13 protein-coding genes and 2 pseudogenes are annotated in these 17,442 nt (G+C 60.2%); 7 read left to right on the top strand and 8 right to left on the bottom strand.

All coding sequences use genetic code 11. The annotated features are described in order from the left end of the window. Window positions 1-357: 357 nt before the first annotated feature. The 3 genes from M0D64_RS23090 (at window position 358) to M0D64_RS23080 (ending at window position 3,840) form a co-directional block, all read left to right on the top strand. Window positions 358-1,635, top strand: coding sequence for a paraquat-inducible protein A (locus tag M0D64_RS23090; RefSeq protein WP_266259393.1), 1,278 nt, complete (start codon window positions 358-360; stop codon window positions 1,633-1,635). 76 nt (window positions 1,636-1,711) lie between these two features. Continuing rightward, window positions 1,712-3,256: an intermembrane transport protein PqiB gene (locus tag M0D64_RS23085; RefSeq protein ID WP_266259491.1), complete on the top strand. Its 1,545-nt coding sequence runs from the start codon at window positions 1,712-1,714 to the stop codon at window positions 3,254-3,256. Next, window positions 3,253-3,840 (top strand): membrane integrity-associated transporter subunit PqiC, encoded by a 588-nt coding sequence (locus tag M0D64_RS23080; RefSeq protein ID WP_266259391.1) that lies wholly within the window; start codon window positions 3,253-3,255, stop codon window positions 3,838-3,840. The genes M0D64_RS23085 and M0D64_RS23080 overlap by 4 nt, the downstream gene beginning before the upstream one ends. A 218-nt stretch (window positions 3,841-4,058) precedes the next feature. On the opposite strand, the gene M0D64_RS23075 is transcribed toward M0D64_RS23080, so the two are convergent. Next, entirely contained in the window at window positions 4,059-5,162 is a 1,104-nt protein-coding gene (locus M0D64_RS23075; protein ID WP_266259390.1) for an alkene reductase, read from the bottom strand. A gap of 432 nt (window positions 5,163-5,594) precedes the next feature. Here M0D64_RS23075 and M0D64_RS23070 point away from each other — a divergent pair, with 432 nt between their 5' ends. Beyond that, window positions 5,595-6,527 (top strand): LysR family transcriptional regulator, encoded by a 933-nt coding sequence (locus M0D64_RS23070; RefSeq protein ID WP_266259389.1) that lies wholly within the window; start codon window positions 5,595-5,597, stop codon window positions 6,525-6,527. On the opposite strand, the gene M0D64_RS23065 is transcribed toward M0D64_RS23070, so the two are convergent. After that, complete coding sequence (locus M0D64_RS23065) at window positions 6,476-7,198, bottom strand: SDR family oxidoreductase (RefSeq protein ID WP_266259388.1); 723 nt, start codon at window positions 7,196-7,198, stop codon at window positions 6,476-6,478. The genes M0D64_RS23070 and M0D64_RS23065 overlap by 52 nt on opposite strands. 79 nt (window positions 7,199-7,277) lie before the next feature. After that, window positions 7,278-7,952 carry a peroxiredoxin-like family protein gene (locus M0D64_RS23060; protein ID WP_154562573.1) on the bottom strand — a complete coding sequence of 225 codons (675 nt, stop codon included), beginning with the start codon at window positions 7,950-7,952 and terminating at the stop codon, window positions 7,278-7,280. A 232-nt stretch (window positions 7,953-8,184) separates the two neighbouring features. Between M0D64_RS23060 and M0D64_RS23055 the strand changes: the two genes are divergently transcribed. From M0D64_RS23055 to M0D64_RS23045, 3 genes are all read left to right on the top strand, one after another. Next, on the top strand, window positions 8,185-9,633 hold the full coding sequence (locus M0D64_RS23055) for an aldehyde dehydrogenase family protein (RefSeq protein WP_266259387.1): 1,449 nt from the start codon (window positions 8,185-8,187) through the stop codon (window positions 9,631-9,633). Between the two features lie 229 nt (window positions 9,634-9,862). Beyond that, complete coding sequence (locus M0D64_RS23050) at window positions 9,863-11,005, top strand: alkene reductase (RefSeq protein ID WP_266259386.1); 1,143 nt, start codon at window positions 9,863-9,865, stop codon at window positions 11,003-11,005. Window positions 11,006-11,031: 26 nt separating this feature from the next. Further along, the gene (locus M0D64_RS23045; protein WP_266259385.1) at window positions 11,032-11,553 is read left to right on the top strand and encodes a 6,7-dimethyl-8-ribityllumazine synthase; all 522 of its coding nucleotides are present in this window, start codon (window positions 11,032-11,034) and stop codon (window positions 11,551-11,553) included. Window positions 11,554-11,602: 49 nt separating this feature from the next. Here the strand turns inward: M0D64_RS23045 and M0D64_RS23040 are convergent. The 5 genes and pseudogenes from M0D64_RS23040 to fba all read right to left on the bottom strand — a co-directional run. Then, a pseudogene (locus tag M0D64_RS23040) lies at window positions 11,603-11,866 on the bottom strand (methyl-accepting chemotaxis protein); the annotation flags it as partial. 261 nt (window positions 11,867-12,127) lie between these two features. Further along, window positions 12,128-13,732: a glucose-6-phosphate isomerase gene (gene pgi / locus M0D64_RS23035; protein WP_266259490.1), complete on the bottom strand. Its 1,605-nt coding sequence runs from the start codon at window positions 13,730-13,732 to the stop codon at window positions 12,128-12,130. Window positions 13,733-13,747: 15 nt separating this feature from the next. After that, window positions 13,748-14,755 (bottom strand): annotated as a pseudogene (locus M0D64_RS23030) (class 1 fructose-bisphosphatase); the annotation flags it as partial. Between the two features lie 93 nt (window positions 14,756-14,848). Further along, window positions 14,849-16,297, bottom strand: coding sequence for a glucose-6-phosphate dehydrogenase (gene zwf / locus M0D64_RS23025; RefSeq protein WP_266259384.1), 1,449 nt, complete (start codon window positions 16,295-16,297; stop codon window positions 14,849-14,851). 66 nt (window positions 16,298-16,363) lie between these two features. Continuing rightward, a complete protein-coding gene (gene fba / locus M0D64_RS23020) occupies window positions 16,364-17,416 on the bottom strand; it encodes a class II fructose-bisphosphate aldolase (protein WP_266259383.1) in 1,053 nt (350 codons plus the stop codon). Window positions 17,417-17,442: the final 26 nt, after the last annotated feature.

The following is a 17,442-nucleotide window of genomic DNA, read 5'->3' as shown; positions in this document are numbered from 1 at the left end:
CCAATCACCTCTCGGTTAGGTGATCGGTGGCGTTTTCACACGCCCCAGGTCGTGGATCGCCTCGACCCGTTGCGTCGCGAGCACAACACTTCGAACGCGTGCGCATTGCCCTGGTTGCAGTGACACTGCCCGCATAATACAAACCGTCTATCCGGTTTACATGCAGTATTTGCAGTGCTAAGCTGAGCCCTCACCTGAATCGTCAGCTCTGGGACCTCCCAGAAAGACACGTGTGAAGGCAACGGCCAATCGGGCCCAGCCCCGTCGAGTTAGCCGATGTCTACTCCCTTACGACCCTCACCCCGAAAGTCAGCTTGGGGCGTTTCTGGATCGTGTTTCCACGAGCGGATGCAGAAGATGAATAGAGACAACTTGATCGCATGTCACGAATGTGACTTCCTTCAGCGAGAAACGCCGCTAGTTGAGCGCGGTGCTGCGCGATGTCAACGATGTGGCGCCGCACTCTACCGATACCGAAACGTGCCGATGTCGCACGAGTGGGCACTGGCGTTCACCTTGGCCGCGGCGATTCTCTTCGTTGTTGCCAACCGCTTTCCGATCTTTGAACTCTGGATCAATGGGGCATCTGTCGAGACCACGCTTTTCGGCGCCGCTTCCGCGCTTTACGCAGATGGCATGTGGCCGATCGCAGGCCTTGTGTTCGTGACAACACTCCTGATGCCTTCATTGAACATCGCAGCGGTGATCTATCTTCTCCTGCCGTTGCATACGGGCGGATTTCCTCACAAACCTGAAATCGTTCTTCGCGTGCTGCGGCACGTTGCGCCATGGGGAATGATCGAGGTGCTGATGGTCGGCATGCTGATCGCGCTCGTCAAACTCCAGCACATCGCGACAGTCGTACCCGGGGTGGGTGCGTGGGCGTTCGGAGCCGTGATGATTCTGCTTGCCGCGGCGACTGTTGCGTTTAACCCCCGTGAACTATGGGCCCGAATCGACACGATGCGAGGCGACGTCGGTATGTCACACGCGCAGAATGCAAGCATCACGGCAGCAACCGCCGCGCGCGCAGGTCTGTTCGCCTGTCACGATTGCGGCCTGCTCTCAAAGCCGCTGTTCCCCCATGTCCACGCCGGAATCTGCCCACGTTGTGGCGCGGTGCTGCACTCGCGCAAGCCCAATAGTCTGGTTCGCACGTGGGCATTTCTGTTCGCCGCCATGATCCTTTACATCCCCGCCATTCTCCTGCCGGTCATGGTCACCAGTACCTTATTTGGCGCTCGCTCCGACACGATCCTGAGCGGCGTCGTGTTGCTCTGGACCTCCGGGTCGTGGTTGCTGGCAATAGTCGTTTTCATCGCAAGCATCGTGGTGCCCGTACTCAAGATTCTTTCGTTAGCCTATCTCGCGTGGAGTACCCAGTTGCGCTCTCCGCGAATTCCTCACCAACGCACGCGTATTTATCGATTGATTGAGTTTGTCGGTCGCTGGTCGATGCTCGATATCTACGTGATCACCATCCTTGTCGCGTTCGTGCAATTCGGTTCGATCGCAACGATCGACGCAGGTCCCGGATCGATTGCCTTCGGCGCGGTGGTTGTACTGACCATGTTCGCGGCGTTGTCATTCGACCCGCGGCTCATCTGGGACGCAGTGGAGTCAGAACGTGAATGAATTGTCCGGACAGAAAGAGGATCAGGATACGTCCGGTTTTCCGAGCGCCGTTGCTGTCAAACATTCGAAGTGGCGCATGCAGCTCGTGTGGCTGGTGCCCATTGTCGCCGTGCTGATCGCCGGTTGGCTAGCCGTGAAGTCCGTCATGCAAACAGGCCCGACCATCACGATCAGGTTTTCCACTGGCGAGGGTATTGAGGCCGGCAAGACGAAGATCAAGTTCAAGAACGTCGATATTGGCGTAATCAGGAACGTTGAACTCTCCGACGATCACAAGACAGTGCTTGCAAGCGCCGAAATGTCCCGCAACGCGTCCAGCATGCTCGTCGACGATACCCGCTTCTGGGTCGTTCGGCCGCGTATATCGGGCGGCACGGTATCGGGCATCGGTACGTTGTTGTCCGGTTCACACGTCGGAATGGATATCGGTACATCGCAAAAGGCGCGACGCGATTTCGTCGGACTCGAGTCACCGCCAGTACTCGCTTCCGGTGCGCCGGGGCGGGAGTTCGTGCTTAAAAGTGAAAACCTCGGCTCACTCGATATCGGTTCGCCGGTGTTTTTCAGAAGGCTTCAGGTTGGCCAAATCGTCTCCTACGCGCTCGATCCCGAAGGCGCGGGGATGATCGTACACGTCTTTGTCAACGCGCCTTACGACAAGTACGTGACGAACGACACCCGCTTCTGGCATGCAAGCGGTGTCGATGTGACCGTGGATACGACGGGCGTGAAGGTGGACACCGAATCTTTGGTATCGATCCTGATTGGTGGCCTTGCATTCGAGAGTCCACCCGACACAAAGACTGGGGTTGAAGCCGATGCCCTGCACCAGTACCCGCTTTTCCTCAATCGAACAGAAGCGATGAAGCGGCATGACTCAATCACCGATAAGTACGTGTTGAACTTCAAGGAGTCTGTGCGTGGGCTCACCGTGGGAGCACCCATCGACTTCCGCGGGATCGTCATCGGCGAGGTATCGGCGATCAACACACACTTCGATCCGGCTACGCGGGAATTCAGCATTCCGGTCGAAGTCAACATTTTCCCGGAGCGCCTCATTCCACGCGACGAATGGAAAGACCAAGGTGATCAAATATCCTCGGCTCGAAAGGAATTCGCGGACTACCTGATCTCAAAGGGGCTGCGGGCACAACTGAGGACAGCGAGCCTGCTGACCGGACAACTGTACATCGCAATCGATTTCTTCCCCTCCGCGCCGAAAGTGACCATGGACTGGAGTAAAAAGACGCCGCAACTGCCTACGGTGCCCGGCAATCTGCAGGGGCTTCAGGAATCGATTACCGATCTCGTCGCGAAGCTGAACCGCATTCCGTTTGAAGGAATAGCCACGGACCTGCGCAAGACACTGGGTGACGCGGACACGCTGTTGAATACGATCAATACGGATATTGCACCTGACGCAAAAACGACGATGGCCGCAGCCCGTGAAGCACTCGCGTCCGTGAATCGCACGATGCAAAGCGATTCGCCCCTTCAGCAAAGCACCGCCGACACCATGCGCGAGGTCTCGCGGGCTGCCGTCTCGATCCGTTCGCTTGCGGAATACCTCGAACGTCATCCCGAAGCGCTGATCCGCGGCAAAACCGAGGACAAGCCATGAGCCGACGTTCAGCATTACCTGTGTCGATGATTGCGCTTGTTCTTGCCACTGGATGCGCAACGTCGCCGACGCCGGCGTTCTACACATTGAGCGCTGTCCAGCATATTGAACAGTCGCCAGGCGCTAGTCCAATTGCAATCGCAATAGATCTGGTTACGGTTCCCGAACTGGTCGATCGTTCGCAAATAGTCACGAAGCTCGATGCGAACCGCGTCCGTATCGACGAGTTTGCGCGCTGGGCCGATCCATTGAAGAGTCAGATTCCCCGCGTACTCGCTGCGGATCTGGCGGAGATCATTCCAGGGGCGATCGTATCGACTTTTCCACAGCGCGCGAACGACAACGCCTACCGCGTAACGGTTGACGTGCAGAACTTCGATTCATCGGCGGACGGTACGGTGATGCTGGTCGTTATCTGGTCGGTGCGTCCTCCAAACGGAGGAAAGCAGATTGCAGGACGTTCTGTCGTTCATGAGACCGCTATCGGGTCAGGTTACGACGGCCTAGTCAAAGCACACGGCCGAGCCCTGTTGTCCGTGGCGAAGGATATCGCTGCGGCGATGCAATCGGCTTTGCGATTGTGAAAGCGCCGGGTGCGCGCTTTCGCGTCAAGAGAATACGCGAGCCAGCTTTTTATGAAAATCGCAAGGTAGATTGCCCCCCCACCCTGCCATGCCGAAGTGGATAGCGCAGCGACCGGCACTACGTTAGCACCGGTCGCTGCGTCGTTCAGGCCGTACTTGCGTGAAGGGAGTCAAATACCGGAATCCGCCCTTCCTGGTCTGGATGGTGAGGTGCAGAATTACGCTGCCTGCGTTTCAGCATGGAACGGATAGTCGGTGTAACCGCGTGCGTCGCCGCCATAAAAAGTACTACGGTCGTACCGGTTGAGTGGCAGATTCAACCGCAGGCGCTCCGGCAGATCGGGGTTGGCGACGAAGTGGCGGCCAAACGCTACGATGTCCGCGTGGCCCGCTTCGATGATCGCGTCCGCAGTCTCTTTCGTGAAACCGCCTGCAGCGATTAGCGTGCCGGTGAACTTCGGCCGCAGATGGCGCGCCGCGACCGGATCGTGAACTTCGCCGATCGTCTCCGTGCCCTTGATGCGCGGCTCGACCACGTGGAGATAGCCGATGCCACGCTTGTCCAACTGCTCCGTCACGTAACCGAAGGTGGTTTCCGGATCGCTGTCATACATCGAGCCATAGGTGCCGCTCGGTGCAATGCGCACGCCAACCCGATCCGCTCCCCACACCGAAATCAGTGCATCCGTCACTTCGAGGAAGAAGCGGGCGCGATTTTCAATCGGTCCACCGTACTCGTCGGTGCGAGCATTCGAACCGTCCTGGAGAAACTGGTCCGGCAAGTAGCCGTTTGCGCCGTGCAGCTCAACACCGTCGAAGCCCGCGCGCAGTGCCCGCTCGGCACCTCTGCGGAAGTCCTCGATAATGGCGGGGATTTCGTGCAATTCAAGCGCACGGGGCATCGCGAATTCGACTTCGCCGTTCACCGAATACGCATGGCCTTCAGCTCTCAGCGCCGACGGCGCGACGGGCGCCGCGCCACCGGGCTGAAGATCGGGGTGAGACTGACGGCCAACATGCCACAACTGGAGGAAGATGCGAGCGCCTTTGGCGTGCACGGCATCCGTGATCCTGCGCCACCCTGCAATCTGATCGTCGGAGTAGATTCCCGGGGCCATTGCATAGCCATAGCCCTGTACCGAAACGGGGGTTGCCTCGGTGACGATAAGACCACCTTCGGTTGCGCGCTGCGTGTAGTACTCAACCATCAGATCGCCCGGCACGTCGCCGGGCTCCGAACGCATGCGTGTCAATGGCGCCATCGCGACGCGATGGGAAAGCGTGTAGGGGCCTACTTTGACGGCTGAAAATAGCTTGCTCATGGAGTTACTCCTTGCGGATCAGTTAGTACCGGCTTGCAGTACGAGCGCGGTAACACGTTCGATGACTCTTGCAGGTGCGGCGGCGAGCCACAACGACGATTTGCTGTCAGACGAGCTCCTGATAGCGGTTCGCCAGACACAGAGACATCGTCGTTGAATTGAACGGGTCAGGGTAGGCAGCGCGACTGCATAACACTCATTCCCTTGGGGCATATCGGGCGAACTTCGTCTCTATCGGCGAACAGCTTACGGCGCAGGGGAAAGCGCTGAGGATAAGAACGCGTTACCGTATGCCTGTGCGGCATGAGTGTTATGCCGACGCTACGGAAAACAACGTGGCGCGGTGGTGTATCTTCCGGCAAGCAGGTTTCGTCGCGCGTGTTTGACGGTGCGACGCTCGAGCCCCAGACATCCGTTCCAGGAGGGACGACCGTGGACCGACTAACAGCGATGGAGACGTTTGTGTGTGTGGTGGAGTCCGGCTCTTTTTCGGCGGCAGCGCGGCTGCTGAACGTTGGGCAGCCCGCCGTTTCCAAGTCCATCGCGCAACTCGAAGAGCGGCTCGCAGTTCGACTGCTGCTTCGCTCGACGCGCGGGCTGACGCCGACCGAAGCAGGCCACGCATTTTACGAGCGCGCAAAGCGGGCGATCGAAGAGGCGGACGAGGCGGAGGTTGCGGCAAGAGGATCGGCTGGCGCCCTCTCGGGTCGTCTCAGGATTTCAGCAGCGGTGACCTTTGCGCGGATTCACATCCTTCCAAGGCTCCAGACATTTCTTGATCGACACCCTGAACTCAACATCGACATTGTGCTCGACGATGAAAACATCGATCTGCTGGAACGCGGCATCGACGTAGCAGTCAGGATGGGAGTGCTTGGCGACTCGAACATGACCGCACGCAAGGTCAGTCACGGGCGGCGTTGCGTCGTCGGCACGCCGGCCTGGTTCGCAAAAGCCGGCGAACCGCGGGTACCTGCGGATCTGCTATCGCATCAGGCGATCGTGTACGAGCAGGGCGGCGGCGGAAGCGTGTGGTCGTTCAGGCAAGGCAATTCGGAAACGTCAATTGTCGTCGCCGGGCGCGTCCGCGTGAACGCGGCGGAAGGCGTACGCGCGGCCGTGCTCGCCGACATGGGCGTCGCGATCGCTTCGGAATGGATGTTCACGCCGGAACTCGCAAGTGGTGCCGTCAAACGCGTGCTGCCCGACTGGGAATTGCCGGGTATCGACCTGTGGGCAGTTTTTCCCAGTGGGCGCATGGTCAGTGCAAAGGCACGCGCTTTCGTTGCCTGGATTGAGGAGATATTCGGCCCTCAGATTGACGCCTTGCCAATCGAAGCGCCGCCATCGACAAACAACGTTTGACCCGTAATGAAAGCAGCGTCATCGGACAGCAGGAAAGTGATGGCTGCAGCAATCTCGTCAGGCTTGCCGAAGCGTTTCATTGGGACGGCGGCGAGATAGCGCTGCTCCCCTTCGCTTCCTGGCGCGTTGTTGGCTCTAAACAGTTCGGTTTCCGTGGGGCCGGGCGCGACGGAATTGACTGTGATGCCGGTGGTCGCCAGCTCAAGCGCCCAGGAGCGCGAAAAACTCACCAGGGCGGACTTGGCGGCGGCATAAGCCGTACGCTCCACGATGCCAAGGACAGTGAGGCTCGTTATGTTGACGATTCGCCCCCAGCCTTGGGCGCTCATGTTGGGCAGGAGTGCTTGCGCCGCCTGTACAGCCGGATGCAGATTGAGCGACATGACGGAGTCGAGCGTGTCCAGATCGATGGCGCCCAGCCTCTGCGGTTTGACCAGCCCAACGTTATTGACCAGACCGTCGAACTTGTATTCCGCCACAAGCCTATCGAGCGTAGCCTGCGTTTTCACGCGGTCAGTCAGGTCGACAGGCACGAGCGTTCCTGGGAAGCCAGGGTCGTCTGCCTGGCGTGCCAGTCCCACAACCCGGTGCCCGTCTGCGTTCAGCCGCGCTGCGACGGCTCTGCCGATGCCTTTGCTGGCACCGGTTACAAGAAAAGTGCGTGATTTCATATTGCCTCGATGTTGATGTGCCAGCTTGCATGTTCAATCGTTCCCGACGGTTCACGGCCGGGAACGAATCAGGACCGAATCAGGACGCCGAAGCGACCTTCTTGCGGAGAACCGGCAACATATCCTGGGGCTCCGGACGGTGCGTATAGTCAGGGTTGACTTCCGAGTACAGGATCGTTCCGTCTTGCCCGACCACGTAGCGCGCCGGCATCGGTAACGTCCAACTGTCGTCTCCGTTGAACGCAGGCAGATCGTTTTTGAGGTTCTTGTACAGATCCACGAGATAGTCCGGCAACGCAAAGCGGATGCCGAATGCGGCGGCCACATCATTGTGCGTGTCGCTCAGGATCGGGAAGTTCAGCTTGTTGGTGCGGACCGATTTGCGGCTGTTCACGGCATTCTGCGGGGAGATCGCAACCAGACTTGCACCTTCGGCCTTGAACGACGGCAGCGCTTCTTCCAGGGCCGTCAGTTCAAGATTGCAATACGGGCACCATACGCCGCGGTAGAAGCTGATTACGAGCGGCCCCTGCTTCAGCAGCTCGACAGACGACACGGGTTTGCCCTCCGGATCATTGAGGGTAAATTCCGGTGCTAGGTCGCCTGCTTTGAGCGCGCGTGCGGCCTGGCCGGACGCCACGAGTTCGGCCGTTGCACGTTCCATGACCGGATGGATTTCCGGCGGTGCAAAGAATGGGGCTTTGCCGCCTTTGAAATCGGCCTTGAATGCATCGAGCCTGGCTTGAAGTGACATGACAATCTCCTTCCTGATGATGTTCAACGCACATTGCGTGGGAGGGATAGTCCGTCAATGCAAACCGCCGGAGAAGACAGCACGATTGCATAACTGTCATTCCTGCTGGGCATGGGAGGCGCCGGCGCGCTTCTCATCACTGATTGAAACTGTTTTTTCCCATGACCCGCTTATCGCATTGCCGGGACGAAGATAGCCTCAGTCGACTCACAACCTAGCAACAGGACTTTTCGTGGAACGACAGGCAACACACTGGATAGACGGCGAATGGCTAGAAACAGGCACGCCCCGGGAAAGCATCGACCCGGCAACCGGCCAGGCATTCGCATCGTATTTCGACGGCGGACTCGACGAAGCGAAGCGCGCCGTCGTTGCCGCCCGTAGGACCTTTCTCGAGACCGACTGGAAAGTCGATCCGATGAAGCGCGCGACCGCGCTGAGCCATCTCGCCGATGCCTACGAGCAACGTGCCCAGGACATCATCGACTGCCTCTCGACCGAAAACGGCAAGCCCAAGGTCGAAGCCGGCTTTGAAACCATGCAGATCGTGCGCGCGCTGCGGTTTGCGTCCGGCCTCGCGCTGCATACATTTGGGCGGGTCTCGGAGCCGCGCCCCGGAACGCAATCGATGGTGCTCCGCCAGCCCGTGGGCGTGGCGGGACTGATCGTGCCGTGGAATTCGCCGGCCTATCTGCTGATCCGCGCGCTGGCACCCGCGCTCGCGGCAGGCTGCACCGCAGTCGTCAAGCTGCCGGCCCAGGCGGCACAGACCGCGCGACTTTCGGCCGAGATACTCGCGAGCGTGCCGGACATTCCCCGAGGGGCAATCAATCTGTTCGTCGAAAGCGGCGCGGACGGCGCGAAGTTCCTCGTCGACTCACTCGATGTCCCGGTCATCAACTTCACGGGCAGCACCTCAACCGGACGTGCAATCGCCACGGCGGCCGCCGCCCGCTTCAAGCGGGTCGGGCTCGAACTTGGCGGAAAGACGCCGCATCTGGTTTTCGACGACGTGGATCTCGCACAGGCGGTGCCGACCATCGCGGCATCGTCCACCGTGTTCGCAGGTCAGTTCTGCGTGACGGGCAGCCGCATTCTGGTTCAGCGCGGAGTCGCGGAGCAGTTCAAGAACCTGCTGGCGGAACGACTCGCCGCTGTGCAGCCCGGTGCATCCGCCAATGCATCAAGCCAGATGGGTCCGCTCATCGACCGCGCGTCGGTCGAGCGGGTCGACCGGATGGTCGCGGCCGCGCTGGCGGAAGGCGCGACGGCCGTCGTGCGAGGCGGCCCGATTGTCGAAGGGCCACTCGCGGCGGGCGCCTTTTACCGCCCTACGCTGCTGGAAGTGCCCGCGTCGGGTCTCGCCATCTCGCGCGACGAAGTGTTCGGTCCGGTTCAGACGCTTCAGGTGTTCGACACAGAAGACGAAGCCATCGCACTCGCCAACGATAGCGAGTATGGCCTGAGCGCTTGCATCTGGACGCGGGACGCGGACCGGCCGATCCGCGTGGCGCGTCAGCTCGACGCCGGCCACATTTGCATCAACGAGTGGGCGGGCATGCAGGTCGAATTCGAGGAAGGCGGCTTCAAGAACAGCGGCCAGGGCCGGCTCGGCGGGCTCGCCGGCATCGACGACTTCCTCGAGTACAAGCAGATCCTTCAGGTCTTCCATCGCACGTGACAGAAACCGGCGGCTGCAAACCCGGCGTGCGCCGGCAGCGGAAAGACCGCCAGGGTTTGCTGCCTCAACGAAGAGCCGGATATCGGCGAGCCTTTCCACGATATTCCCATATTTTTTGAAAATCCTTCAAAAGGTAGGCCAATTATCAAAATTGGTTCGCGTGTACACAATGGGCTCACTTCTTCAATCCGCGACTCTTCATTACCTCACGCCCCCAGAGATTTCCACCATGACATCCACCGCTTCGTCACTCTTCACGCCGACCGTTGTTTCACAGTTCCAGCTCCCGCACCGCGTCGTCATGGCGCCGATGACACGCTCGCGCAGCACGCAGCCGGGCGACGTGCCCAATGCAATGATGGCGCGCTACTACGCGCAGCGCGCATCGGCCGCATTGATCGTCACCGAGGCCACGCAGATTTCTCCGCAGGGCAAGGGCTATTCGTTCACGCCGGGCATTTATAGCGCCGCGCAGGTCGCGGGATGGCGTCTCGTCACCGATGCGGTTCACGCCGCCGGCGGCCGGATATTCCTGCAACTGTGGCACGTCGGGCGTATGTCGCATCCGGACTTCCACGACGGCGAAATGCCTGTCGCGCCGTCCGCCATTCCCTTCGACGGTCAGATCTGGAAAGTGGACGCGGCAACGGGCATAGGCGCTATGGTCGCGTGTCCGACCCCACGTGCGTTGTCCGTCGAGGAAATTCGGGATGTCGTGGCCGACTTCCGCCGCGCGGCGCGCAACGCAGTAGACGCGGGCTTCGACGGCGTGGAGATTCACGGCGCGAACGGTTATCTGGTCGACCAGTTCCTGCGCACGACCTCCAACACACGCACCGACGAATACGGCGGCTCGCGTGAAAACCGGCTGCGCTTTCTGAAAGATGTGGTCAACGCCGTGGCCGAGGAAGTCGGCGCGGAGCACACCGCCATCCGTCTCGCGCCGTTCCTGACCGCCCGCGGCATGGACTGCCCGGACATTCTGCCGACGATTCTCGAAGCAGCCGAGTTTCTGCAGGCGCGTGGCATTGCCTATCTGCATCTCGTCGAAGCCGACTGGGACGATGCCCCTCAGTTCACCGAAGCATTCCGCAAGGCCATCCGCGAACGTTTTACGCGCCCAGTCATTGTTGCCGGCAAGTACGACTCGACCCGCGCCGAGTGGGTTCTGTCGCACGGCTATGCGGACCTGGTCGCCTTCGGCCGCCCGTTCGTCGCGAACCCCGACTTTCCTCGCCGCCTGGCCGAGGGTCTACCGCTTGCCGGCTTCGACGGAAGTACGCTGTTCGGTGGCACCGAACGCGGATACGGCGATTACCCGACCTGGAGCGGCACCGCCACGACGGCGGAAGAAAGTGCGCTTACTCCATAAGCGACCATTCACCGGCACAGCACGCTATGTTAAATTCTCACACGACTACTCACACATCATCTTCATCGCGCTCCCAGCGCATCGCCTTCGTCCAGGCCTGCTGGCATAAAGACATCGTCGATCGTTGTCGAACCTCGTTCGTCGCGGAACTTGCTCAGGCTGGTTATGCCGAATCGGACTGCGATTTCTTCGAAGTTGCCGGAGCATTCGAAATCCCGCTGCACGCTAAAATTCTTGCGCAGAGCGGCAAGTACGCGGCGGTGGTCTGCGCCGGGCTGGTTGTTGATGGCGGGATCTATCGCCACGAATTCGTGGGCCAGGCAGTCATCTCCGGACTGATGCAAGTGCAACTGGAAACCGGAACACCGGTCCTGTCCGCCGTGTTGACACCGCATCACTTCCACAGCTCGGAGGAGCACACGAATTTCTTCCTCGCACACTTCGAAGTGAAAGGCGCCGAGGTCGCTCGCGCGTGCATCCAGACAGTGGAAACGATCGCTGCATTGCGCAACTCGCGCGAGTGCGCGCCGGCGGCGCAAGCGGCCTGAGGGAGAAAGCGAACGGCGAGCGCATGCGAGCGGTCGCCGCATTTGGCAGTCAGAACGTTTCTTGTGCCCTTACGACCGGAGCCTTGGGTGGCGGGGCCGCTCGAGCCTGCATCGGCTGACCGTGAAGCGCACCGTCAAGGCGGAAGATCGTCACCGCGTCGATCAACTGGCGGCCCTGGTCCTCGAGGGACCTCGACGCGGCGGCCGCTTCTTCAACCAAGGCAGCGTTCTGCTGCGTGATCGAGTCCATTTGACCTACCGCGCGATTCACCTGCTCGATCCCTCTCGACTGCTCGTCGGTCGCGGCGCTGATCCAGTCCGGACACCAGAAGCACCAGCAAGACAAGCAATCCGAACGCCACCGTGAGCTTGCCGCGCAGGGTCATTTTATTAAAATTCATGACTTATTCTCCGGTCACAACACTACAGATGGCCGTGTCCCGGACAGCCCCAACCGGACGGAACGCGGATTAATTATTTTCGTCGCATCTTCTCTGCTGCATAAGTGCCATAACACTGGCGAGCGCAGACGGAAAACAAGCAGCTATCCACCGTGATCAACGGAGCGTTTCCATTAGCGCAATCTGGCACGCGCCCGCGCGATCAACGCCGACGTCGACGAATCATGCTTCTTCTCATCGACGCTTGCCGACGTCAGATCCGCCTCGACGACCTTGCCGAGGATCTTGCCCAACTCGACGCCCCATTGATCGAACGGGTTGATGTCCCATACCGATGCCTGCACCAGCACCTTATGCTCGTACAGCGCGATCAATGCGCCGAGTGAACGCGCGGTGAGCGCATCGACCAGCAGTGTGCTCGTCGGACGGTTGCCCGGAAACACCAGATGCGGTGCCAGTTCCGGCTTGTCCGCACCGGCAACCTTCTTCGCTTCTTCGAGCGTGCGACCGAGCATCAACGCTTCGCTTTGCGCGAAACAGTTCGCCAGCAGCTTCGGATGATGACTGGCGAGCGGATGCTCCGGCGTCAACACGGCGATGAAGTCGATCGGCACGATCGTCGGGCCCTGGTGCAGCATCTGGAAAAACGCATGCTGACCGTTCGTGCCCGGCTCGCCCCAGGTCACGGCAGCGGTCGGATAGTCGACCATCACGCCATCCAGGCGCGCCGACTTGCCGTTGCTCTCCATTTCGAGCTGTTGCAGATACGACGGCAGGAAATGCAGCGCTTCCGAATATGGCGCGACCAGATAGCTTTGCGAGCCGAAGAAGTTGCGATACCAGATGCCGATCATGCCGAGCAGCACCGGCAGATTCTTCTCAAGCGGTGCGTCGCGGAAATGCTGGTCCATCTCGTTGGCACCGGCCAGCAGCTCGTCGAACTGTTGCGGGCCGATCGCGATCATGATCGACAGACCCACCGCCGACCACAGCGAATAACGCCCGCCGACCCAATCCCACATCTCGAACACATTCTCTTTCGCGATGCCGAACCTGACCACTTCAGCCGGGTTCGCCGACACGCCGACGAAGTGCTTCGCCAGCGCACTCTCCGGGCAGCCTTTCTCAATGAACCAGTCGCGCAGCGAGCGCGCATTGGTCATCGTTTCGAGCGTCGTGAAGGTCTTGGAGACGATGATCGCAAGCGTCTCTTCGGGATCGATCATCTGCATCACGTTGTACAGATCCGCGCCGTCCACGTTCGACACGAAGTGCGTGGTGATCTCCGGCGTGGCCAGATGATGCAGCGCGTGCACGACCATCTTCGGCCCGAGGTCCGAGCCGCCGATGCCGATGTTCACGACGTACCGAATCCGCTTGCCGGTGTAGCCGGTCCACTCGCCGCTGCGGACCTTGTCGGCGAACGCGGCCATCCTGGCGCGTTCGGCCAGGATTTCCGCATGGAATGGCGCCTTCGGATCAGTGGCGCGCAGCGCGGTGTGCAATGCGGCGCGGCCTTCGGTCGGGTTGACGACTTCGCCCGCGAACATCGCGTCGCGGCGCTTCTCGACGCCGGCTTCGCGCGCGAGTTGCACCAGCAGTCTCAGGGTTTCGTCGGTGATGCGGTTCTTCGAAAAATCGGCCGCGAGACCGCCGCCCGCGAACGCAAAGCGCTCAGCACGGGTAGGGGCGGGATCGTTCTCGGGGGCGAACCAGTCGCGCATGTGCGCATCGCGAATCTTCTCGTAATGCGTTTGCAGCGAGGACCATGCGGCCACGACCTCATCGTGGTATCGGATCAGGCGCTCCACTTCCAGCCTTGACCCGAGAATGACGGGAACGCGCTGATGGACATGGTCAGGTTGGACTTCCATGATCGGCATCTCGCCCGTCGTACTCATCCCGCCAGCCTGTTCGACGATGAACGACATCGGATTGGCCTCATAGGTCAGCCGCAACCGTCCAGCAAGCTGGGGGTTCTTGTTGTCCCGCGGATAGAGGAAAACGCCTCCACGCATCAGGATTCGATGGACCTCCGCGACCATGGACGCTATCCAACGCATGTTGAAATTCGTTTGTCGCGGCCCCGAAGCACCCGCCACACACTCACGGACATAGCGGCGCACAGGTTCTTCCCAATAGCGCTCGTTGGACATGTTGATCGCGAATTCGCAGGTATTTTCCGGGATCTGAAGCTGTGGGTGGGTCAGCACGAACGACGCCGACTCCCTATCGAACGTGAAACCGTCGACGCCATACCCCGTGGTCAGCACGAACATCGTCGTTGCACCGTAGATCGCGTACCCCGCGCAGACCTGCTTCACGCCCGGCTGAAGAAAATGACGCTCGTCGAGTACGGCATCAGACACCGGAGCAGCCAGCACGGAAAAGATACTTCCGACAATGCCGTTAATCTCAAGATTGGAGGATCCATCGAGCGGATCGAAAAGCAGCAGATATTCGGGGGTATCCGTGGCATGTTCATGTCCGCTCACCTGAACCGACTCGAGCTCTTCAGACGCCAGTCCGCGCAGACAACTAATCGACTCGACCGTACTGATCATAATGTCGTTGGAAACGACGTCGAGCTTCTTTTGCGCCTCTCCATGAACATTCTCGGAATGAGCAATTCCGGATGCGCCGTCGAATACGCCTCGCTCAACAGCGGTTGCGATGGAGGAGCATGCGTCGGCAACAGATTCGATCAGCGTAACCAGTCCTGCAGGGACTCGTTCGTCAAGTGCTGCTTTCGCGATAAATGAGGATAACGTAATGTACTGGGTGCTTGCTATGTGAGTCATGTTCGGTCTGCTTGGCAGGAACTATCTGGCGATCGATTGGAATCAACGGGTTGGGAGAGGCTCCGTCGACATGCATACAGCAATGGTGGACGCTTACGCATCACATGGCGCGACGCTACCTTGCCCGAGCAGCGCGAGGGCTGCATCGGGACCCGCGCCTCCCGCGACATAAAGCTCGGGAGGATCCTGCTCGCGCCAGGCGTCGATGACAGGATCGACCCATTGCCATGCGGCGTCGAGTTCGTCACCTCGCATGAAAAGTGTGAGTCTGCCGCGGATCACGTCGAGCAGGAGCCGCTCGTAGGCATCCCTTCGTCTCGTCGAGAATGCCGAAGAAAACTCGAGGTTCAAACTCACCGGTCTGACCGTCATCTCATCACCCGGCGCCTTGGTCATCAGGTAGAGTTTCAGGCTCTCGTCCGGCTGCAACCGGATGACGAGGCGGTTGCCCTGGCTGTCCGTGCCGGGACAGCCGAAAACCGAGTGCGGCACATCCCTGAAATTGACGACGATCTCCGCGACTCGACTCTGCAGGCGCTTGCCGGTGTACAGGTAGAAGGGCACGCCTGCCCAGCGCCAGTTATTCAGCTCCACTTTCAGCGCGACGAATGTCTCCGTCCGGCTATCGGCACGGATGTCCGGCTCGTCCAGGTAGCCGGCAACCGGCGCGCCATGCATCTCGCCGGCCGTGTACTGGCCACGTACGGTCTGCCGTGCCACATCGACCGCGCTGAGTGGCTTGAGCGAGCGAAGGACCTTGAGTTTCTCGTCGCGTACGGCATCCGCTTCGAGACTCAGCGGCGGCTCCATGGCGAGTATGCACAGCAACTGCAACAGATGATTCTGGACCATGTCCCGCATTGCGCCGGTGCGCTCGTAAAACGCACCGCGCCCCTCAACGCCCACCTGCTCGGCAATCGTGATCTGGACATCACGAATCCCGTCGCGATTCCAGAGACGTTCGAACATCCCATTGCCAAAGCGCAGCGCAAACAGGTTTTGAACAGTCTCCTTACCGAGGTAGTGATCGATCCGGTATATCTGCTGCTCGCGAAATATCGCCCCGACCTCGCGGTTGATCCGTTGAGCGGAGGGCAAATCATGGCCCAGCGGCTTTTCCAGAACGACCTTCGATGTCGCGGAGACCAGCTCTGCCCGATTCAGTTCGGTGCATATCGGAATGAACAGTTCCGACGGCGTGGCAAGGTAGAAGATGTGTCCATGGCTGTCCTGCCATCGCAACATTGCGGCAAGCCGTGCGTAGTCCGCAGACACTCGCGCGTCCAGTTGAACGAATTCGAGGCAAGCTGAGAAAGTGGTCCACTGTGCGTCGTCGAAGTCGGTCGCGGGCAGGAACTGACGCAAGGCATCGCGTACCTTATCGAGGTAGCTGTTCCGCTCCAGCCCCTCCCGTCCGACGCCGACGATGCGCATGCCGTCCGGAAGCGCGCCCTCCCGGTGGTTCTGATACAACGCGGGTAGAAGCTTGCGCATGGCAAGATCTCCCGTGCCGCCAAAAATAACCAATATCTGTACTTTCATCGATCTGACTCCGACGGGATTCCTGGGGCCGTGTGACCTGTCGCGCGCTCGTGCCAGCGCAATCCATTACGCGCAGTGCACGTGGTCATAGCGCCCTGCCATCGCCGACAGCGCAACCGGCTTGATCTTGTGCGCCTGTCCGGCACTGCCGAATGCCTCAAAGCGGGAACGGCACAGATCCCGGGCCGCGCCGAGTGCGTCCGTGAAGAATCGACGCACGTCGAACTCGGAAGGACGCTGTGCAAGTGAGCGCCGTATTGCCCCGGTCATCGCGAGGCGAATGTCCGTATCGATGTTGATCTTGCGTACACCATGGCGAATGCCCTCGCAGATCTCTTCCACCGGAACACCGTACGTTTCGCGGATTTCGCCGCCGAATTCACGGATGATCTCGAGCCATTCCTGAGGCACGGAACTCGATCCGTGCATCACCAGATGAGTATTGGGCAGGCGGCGATGAATTTCCCTGATCCTGTCGATCGCAAGAATGTCGCCCGACGGTTTGCCGGAGAATTTATAGGCACCGTGCGATGTGCCAATAGCAATTGCCAACGCGTCGACCCCGGTACGCTGCACGAAGTCGACGGCCTGCTCGGGGTCGGTCAGCAGCATGTCGTGGGTCAATACGCCTTCGGCACCCGAGCCATCCTCCTCCCCTGCCATTCCCGATTCGAGCGAACCCAGACATCCGAGCTCACCCTCGACCGACACCCCGACGGCATGCGCCATCTCCACCACAGTGCGCGTCACCTCGACGTTGTAGTCGTAGCTCGCAACGGTTTTCATGTCCGGCATGAGTGAGCCGTCCATCATCACGCTGCTGAATCCGCTGCGGATCGCGGCCTGGCAAACAGCCGGCGACGCCCCGTGGTCCTGATGCATCACGACCGGGATGTCGGGATAAGTCTCGATCGCCGCCTCGACGAGGTGACGCAGAAACGCTTCGCCTGCGTATTTCCGCGCGCCGGCGGAGGCCTGCATGATGACCGGACTATCGCAGTCAGCGGCCGCCTGCATGATTGCCTGAACCTGCTCGAGGTTATTGACGTTGAATGCCGGCACGCCATACGCGTGCTCCGCCGCATGGTCCAGCAACTGCCGCAATGAAATCAGCGCCATGTCATTTCCAGGAAGTAATGTCGCCG

It is taken from the genome of Paraburkholderia sp. WS6 (assembly GCF_030464835.1).
Classification (GTDB): Bacteria; Pseudomonadota; Gammaproteobacteria; order Burkholderiales; family Burkholderiaceae; genus Paraburkholderia; species Paraburkholderia madseniana.
Note: the sequence above shows the minus strand (reverse complement) of the source record. Positions and strands in the feature narration are given on the sequence as shown.

Coding starts and splice junctions, on each gene's coding strand:
- M0D64_RS23060 (WP_154562573.1), bottom strand. CDS start 7,952: ATGTCACTTCAAGCCAGGCTCGATGCATTCAAGGCCGATTTCAAAGGC.
- fba (WP_266259383.1), bottom strand. CDS start 17,416: ATGGCGCTGATTTCATTGCGGCAGTTGCTGGACCATGCGGCGGAGCAC.
- M0D64_RS23090 (WP_266259393.1), top strand. CDS start 358: ATGAATAGAGACAACTTGATCGCATGTCACGAATGTGACTTCCTTCAG.
- M0D64_RS23085 (WP_266259491.1), top strand. CDS start 1,712: ATGCAGCTCGTGTGGCTGGTGCCCATTGTCGCCGTGCTGATCGCCGGT.
- zwf (WP_266259384.1), bottom strand. CDS start 16,297: ATGAAAGTACAGATATTGGTTATTTTTGGCGGCACGGGAGATCTTGCC.
- M0D64_RS23065 (WP_266259388.1), bottom strand. CDS start 7,198: ATGAAATCACGCACTTTTCTTGTAACCGGTGCCAGCAAAGGCATCGGC.
- M0D64_RS23080 (WP_266259391.1), top strand. CDS start 3,253: ATGAGCCGACGTTCAGCATTACCTGTGTCGATGATTGCGCTTGTTCTT.
- M0D64_RS23045 (WP_266259385.1), top strand. CDS start 11,032: ATGTTAAATTCTCACACGACTACTCACACATCATCTTCATCGCGCTCC.
- M0D64_RS23075 (WP_266259390.1), bottom strand. CDS start 5,162: ATGAGCAAGCTATTTTCAGCCGTCAAAGTAGGCCCCTACACGCTTTCC.
- M0D64_RS23050 (WP_266259386.1), top strand. CDS start 9,863: ATGACATCCACCGCTTCGTCACTCTTCACGCCGACCGTTGTTTCACAG.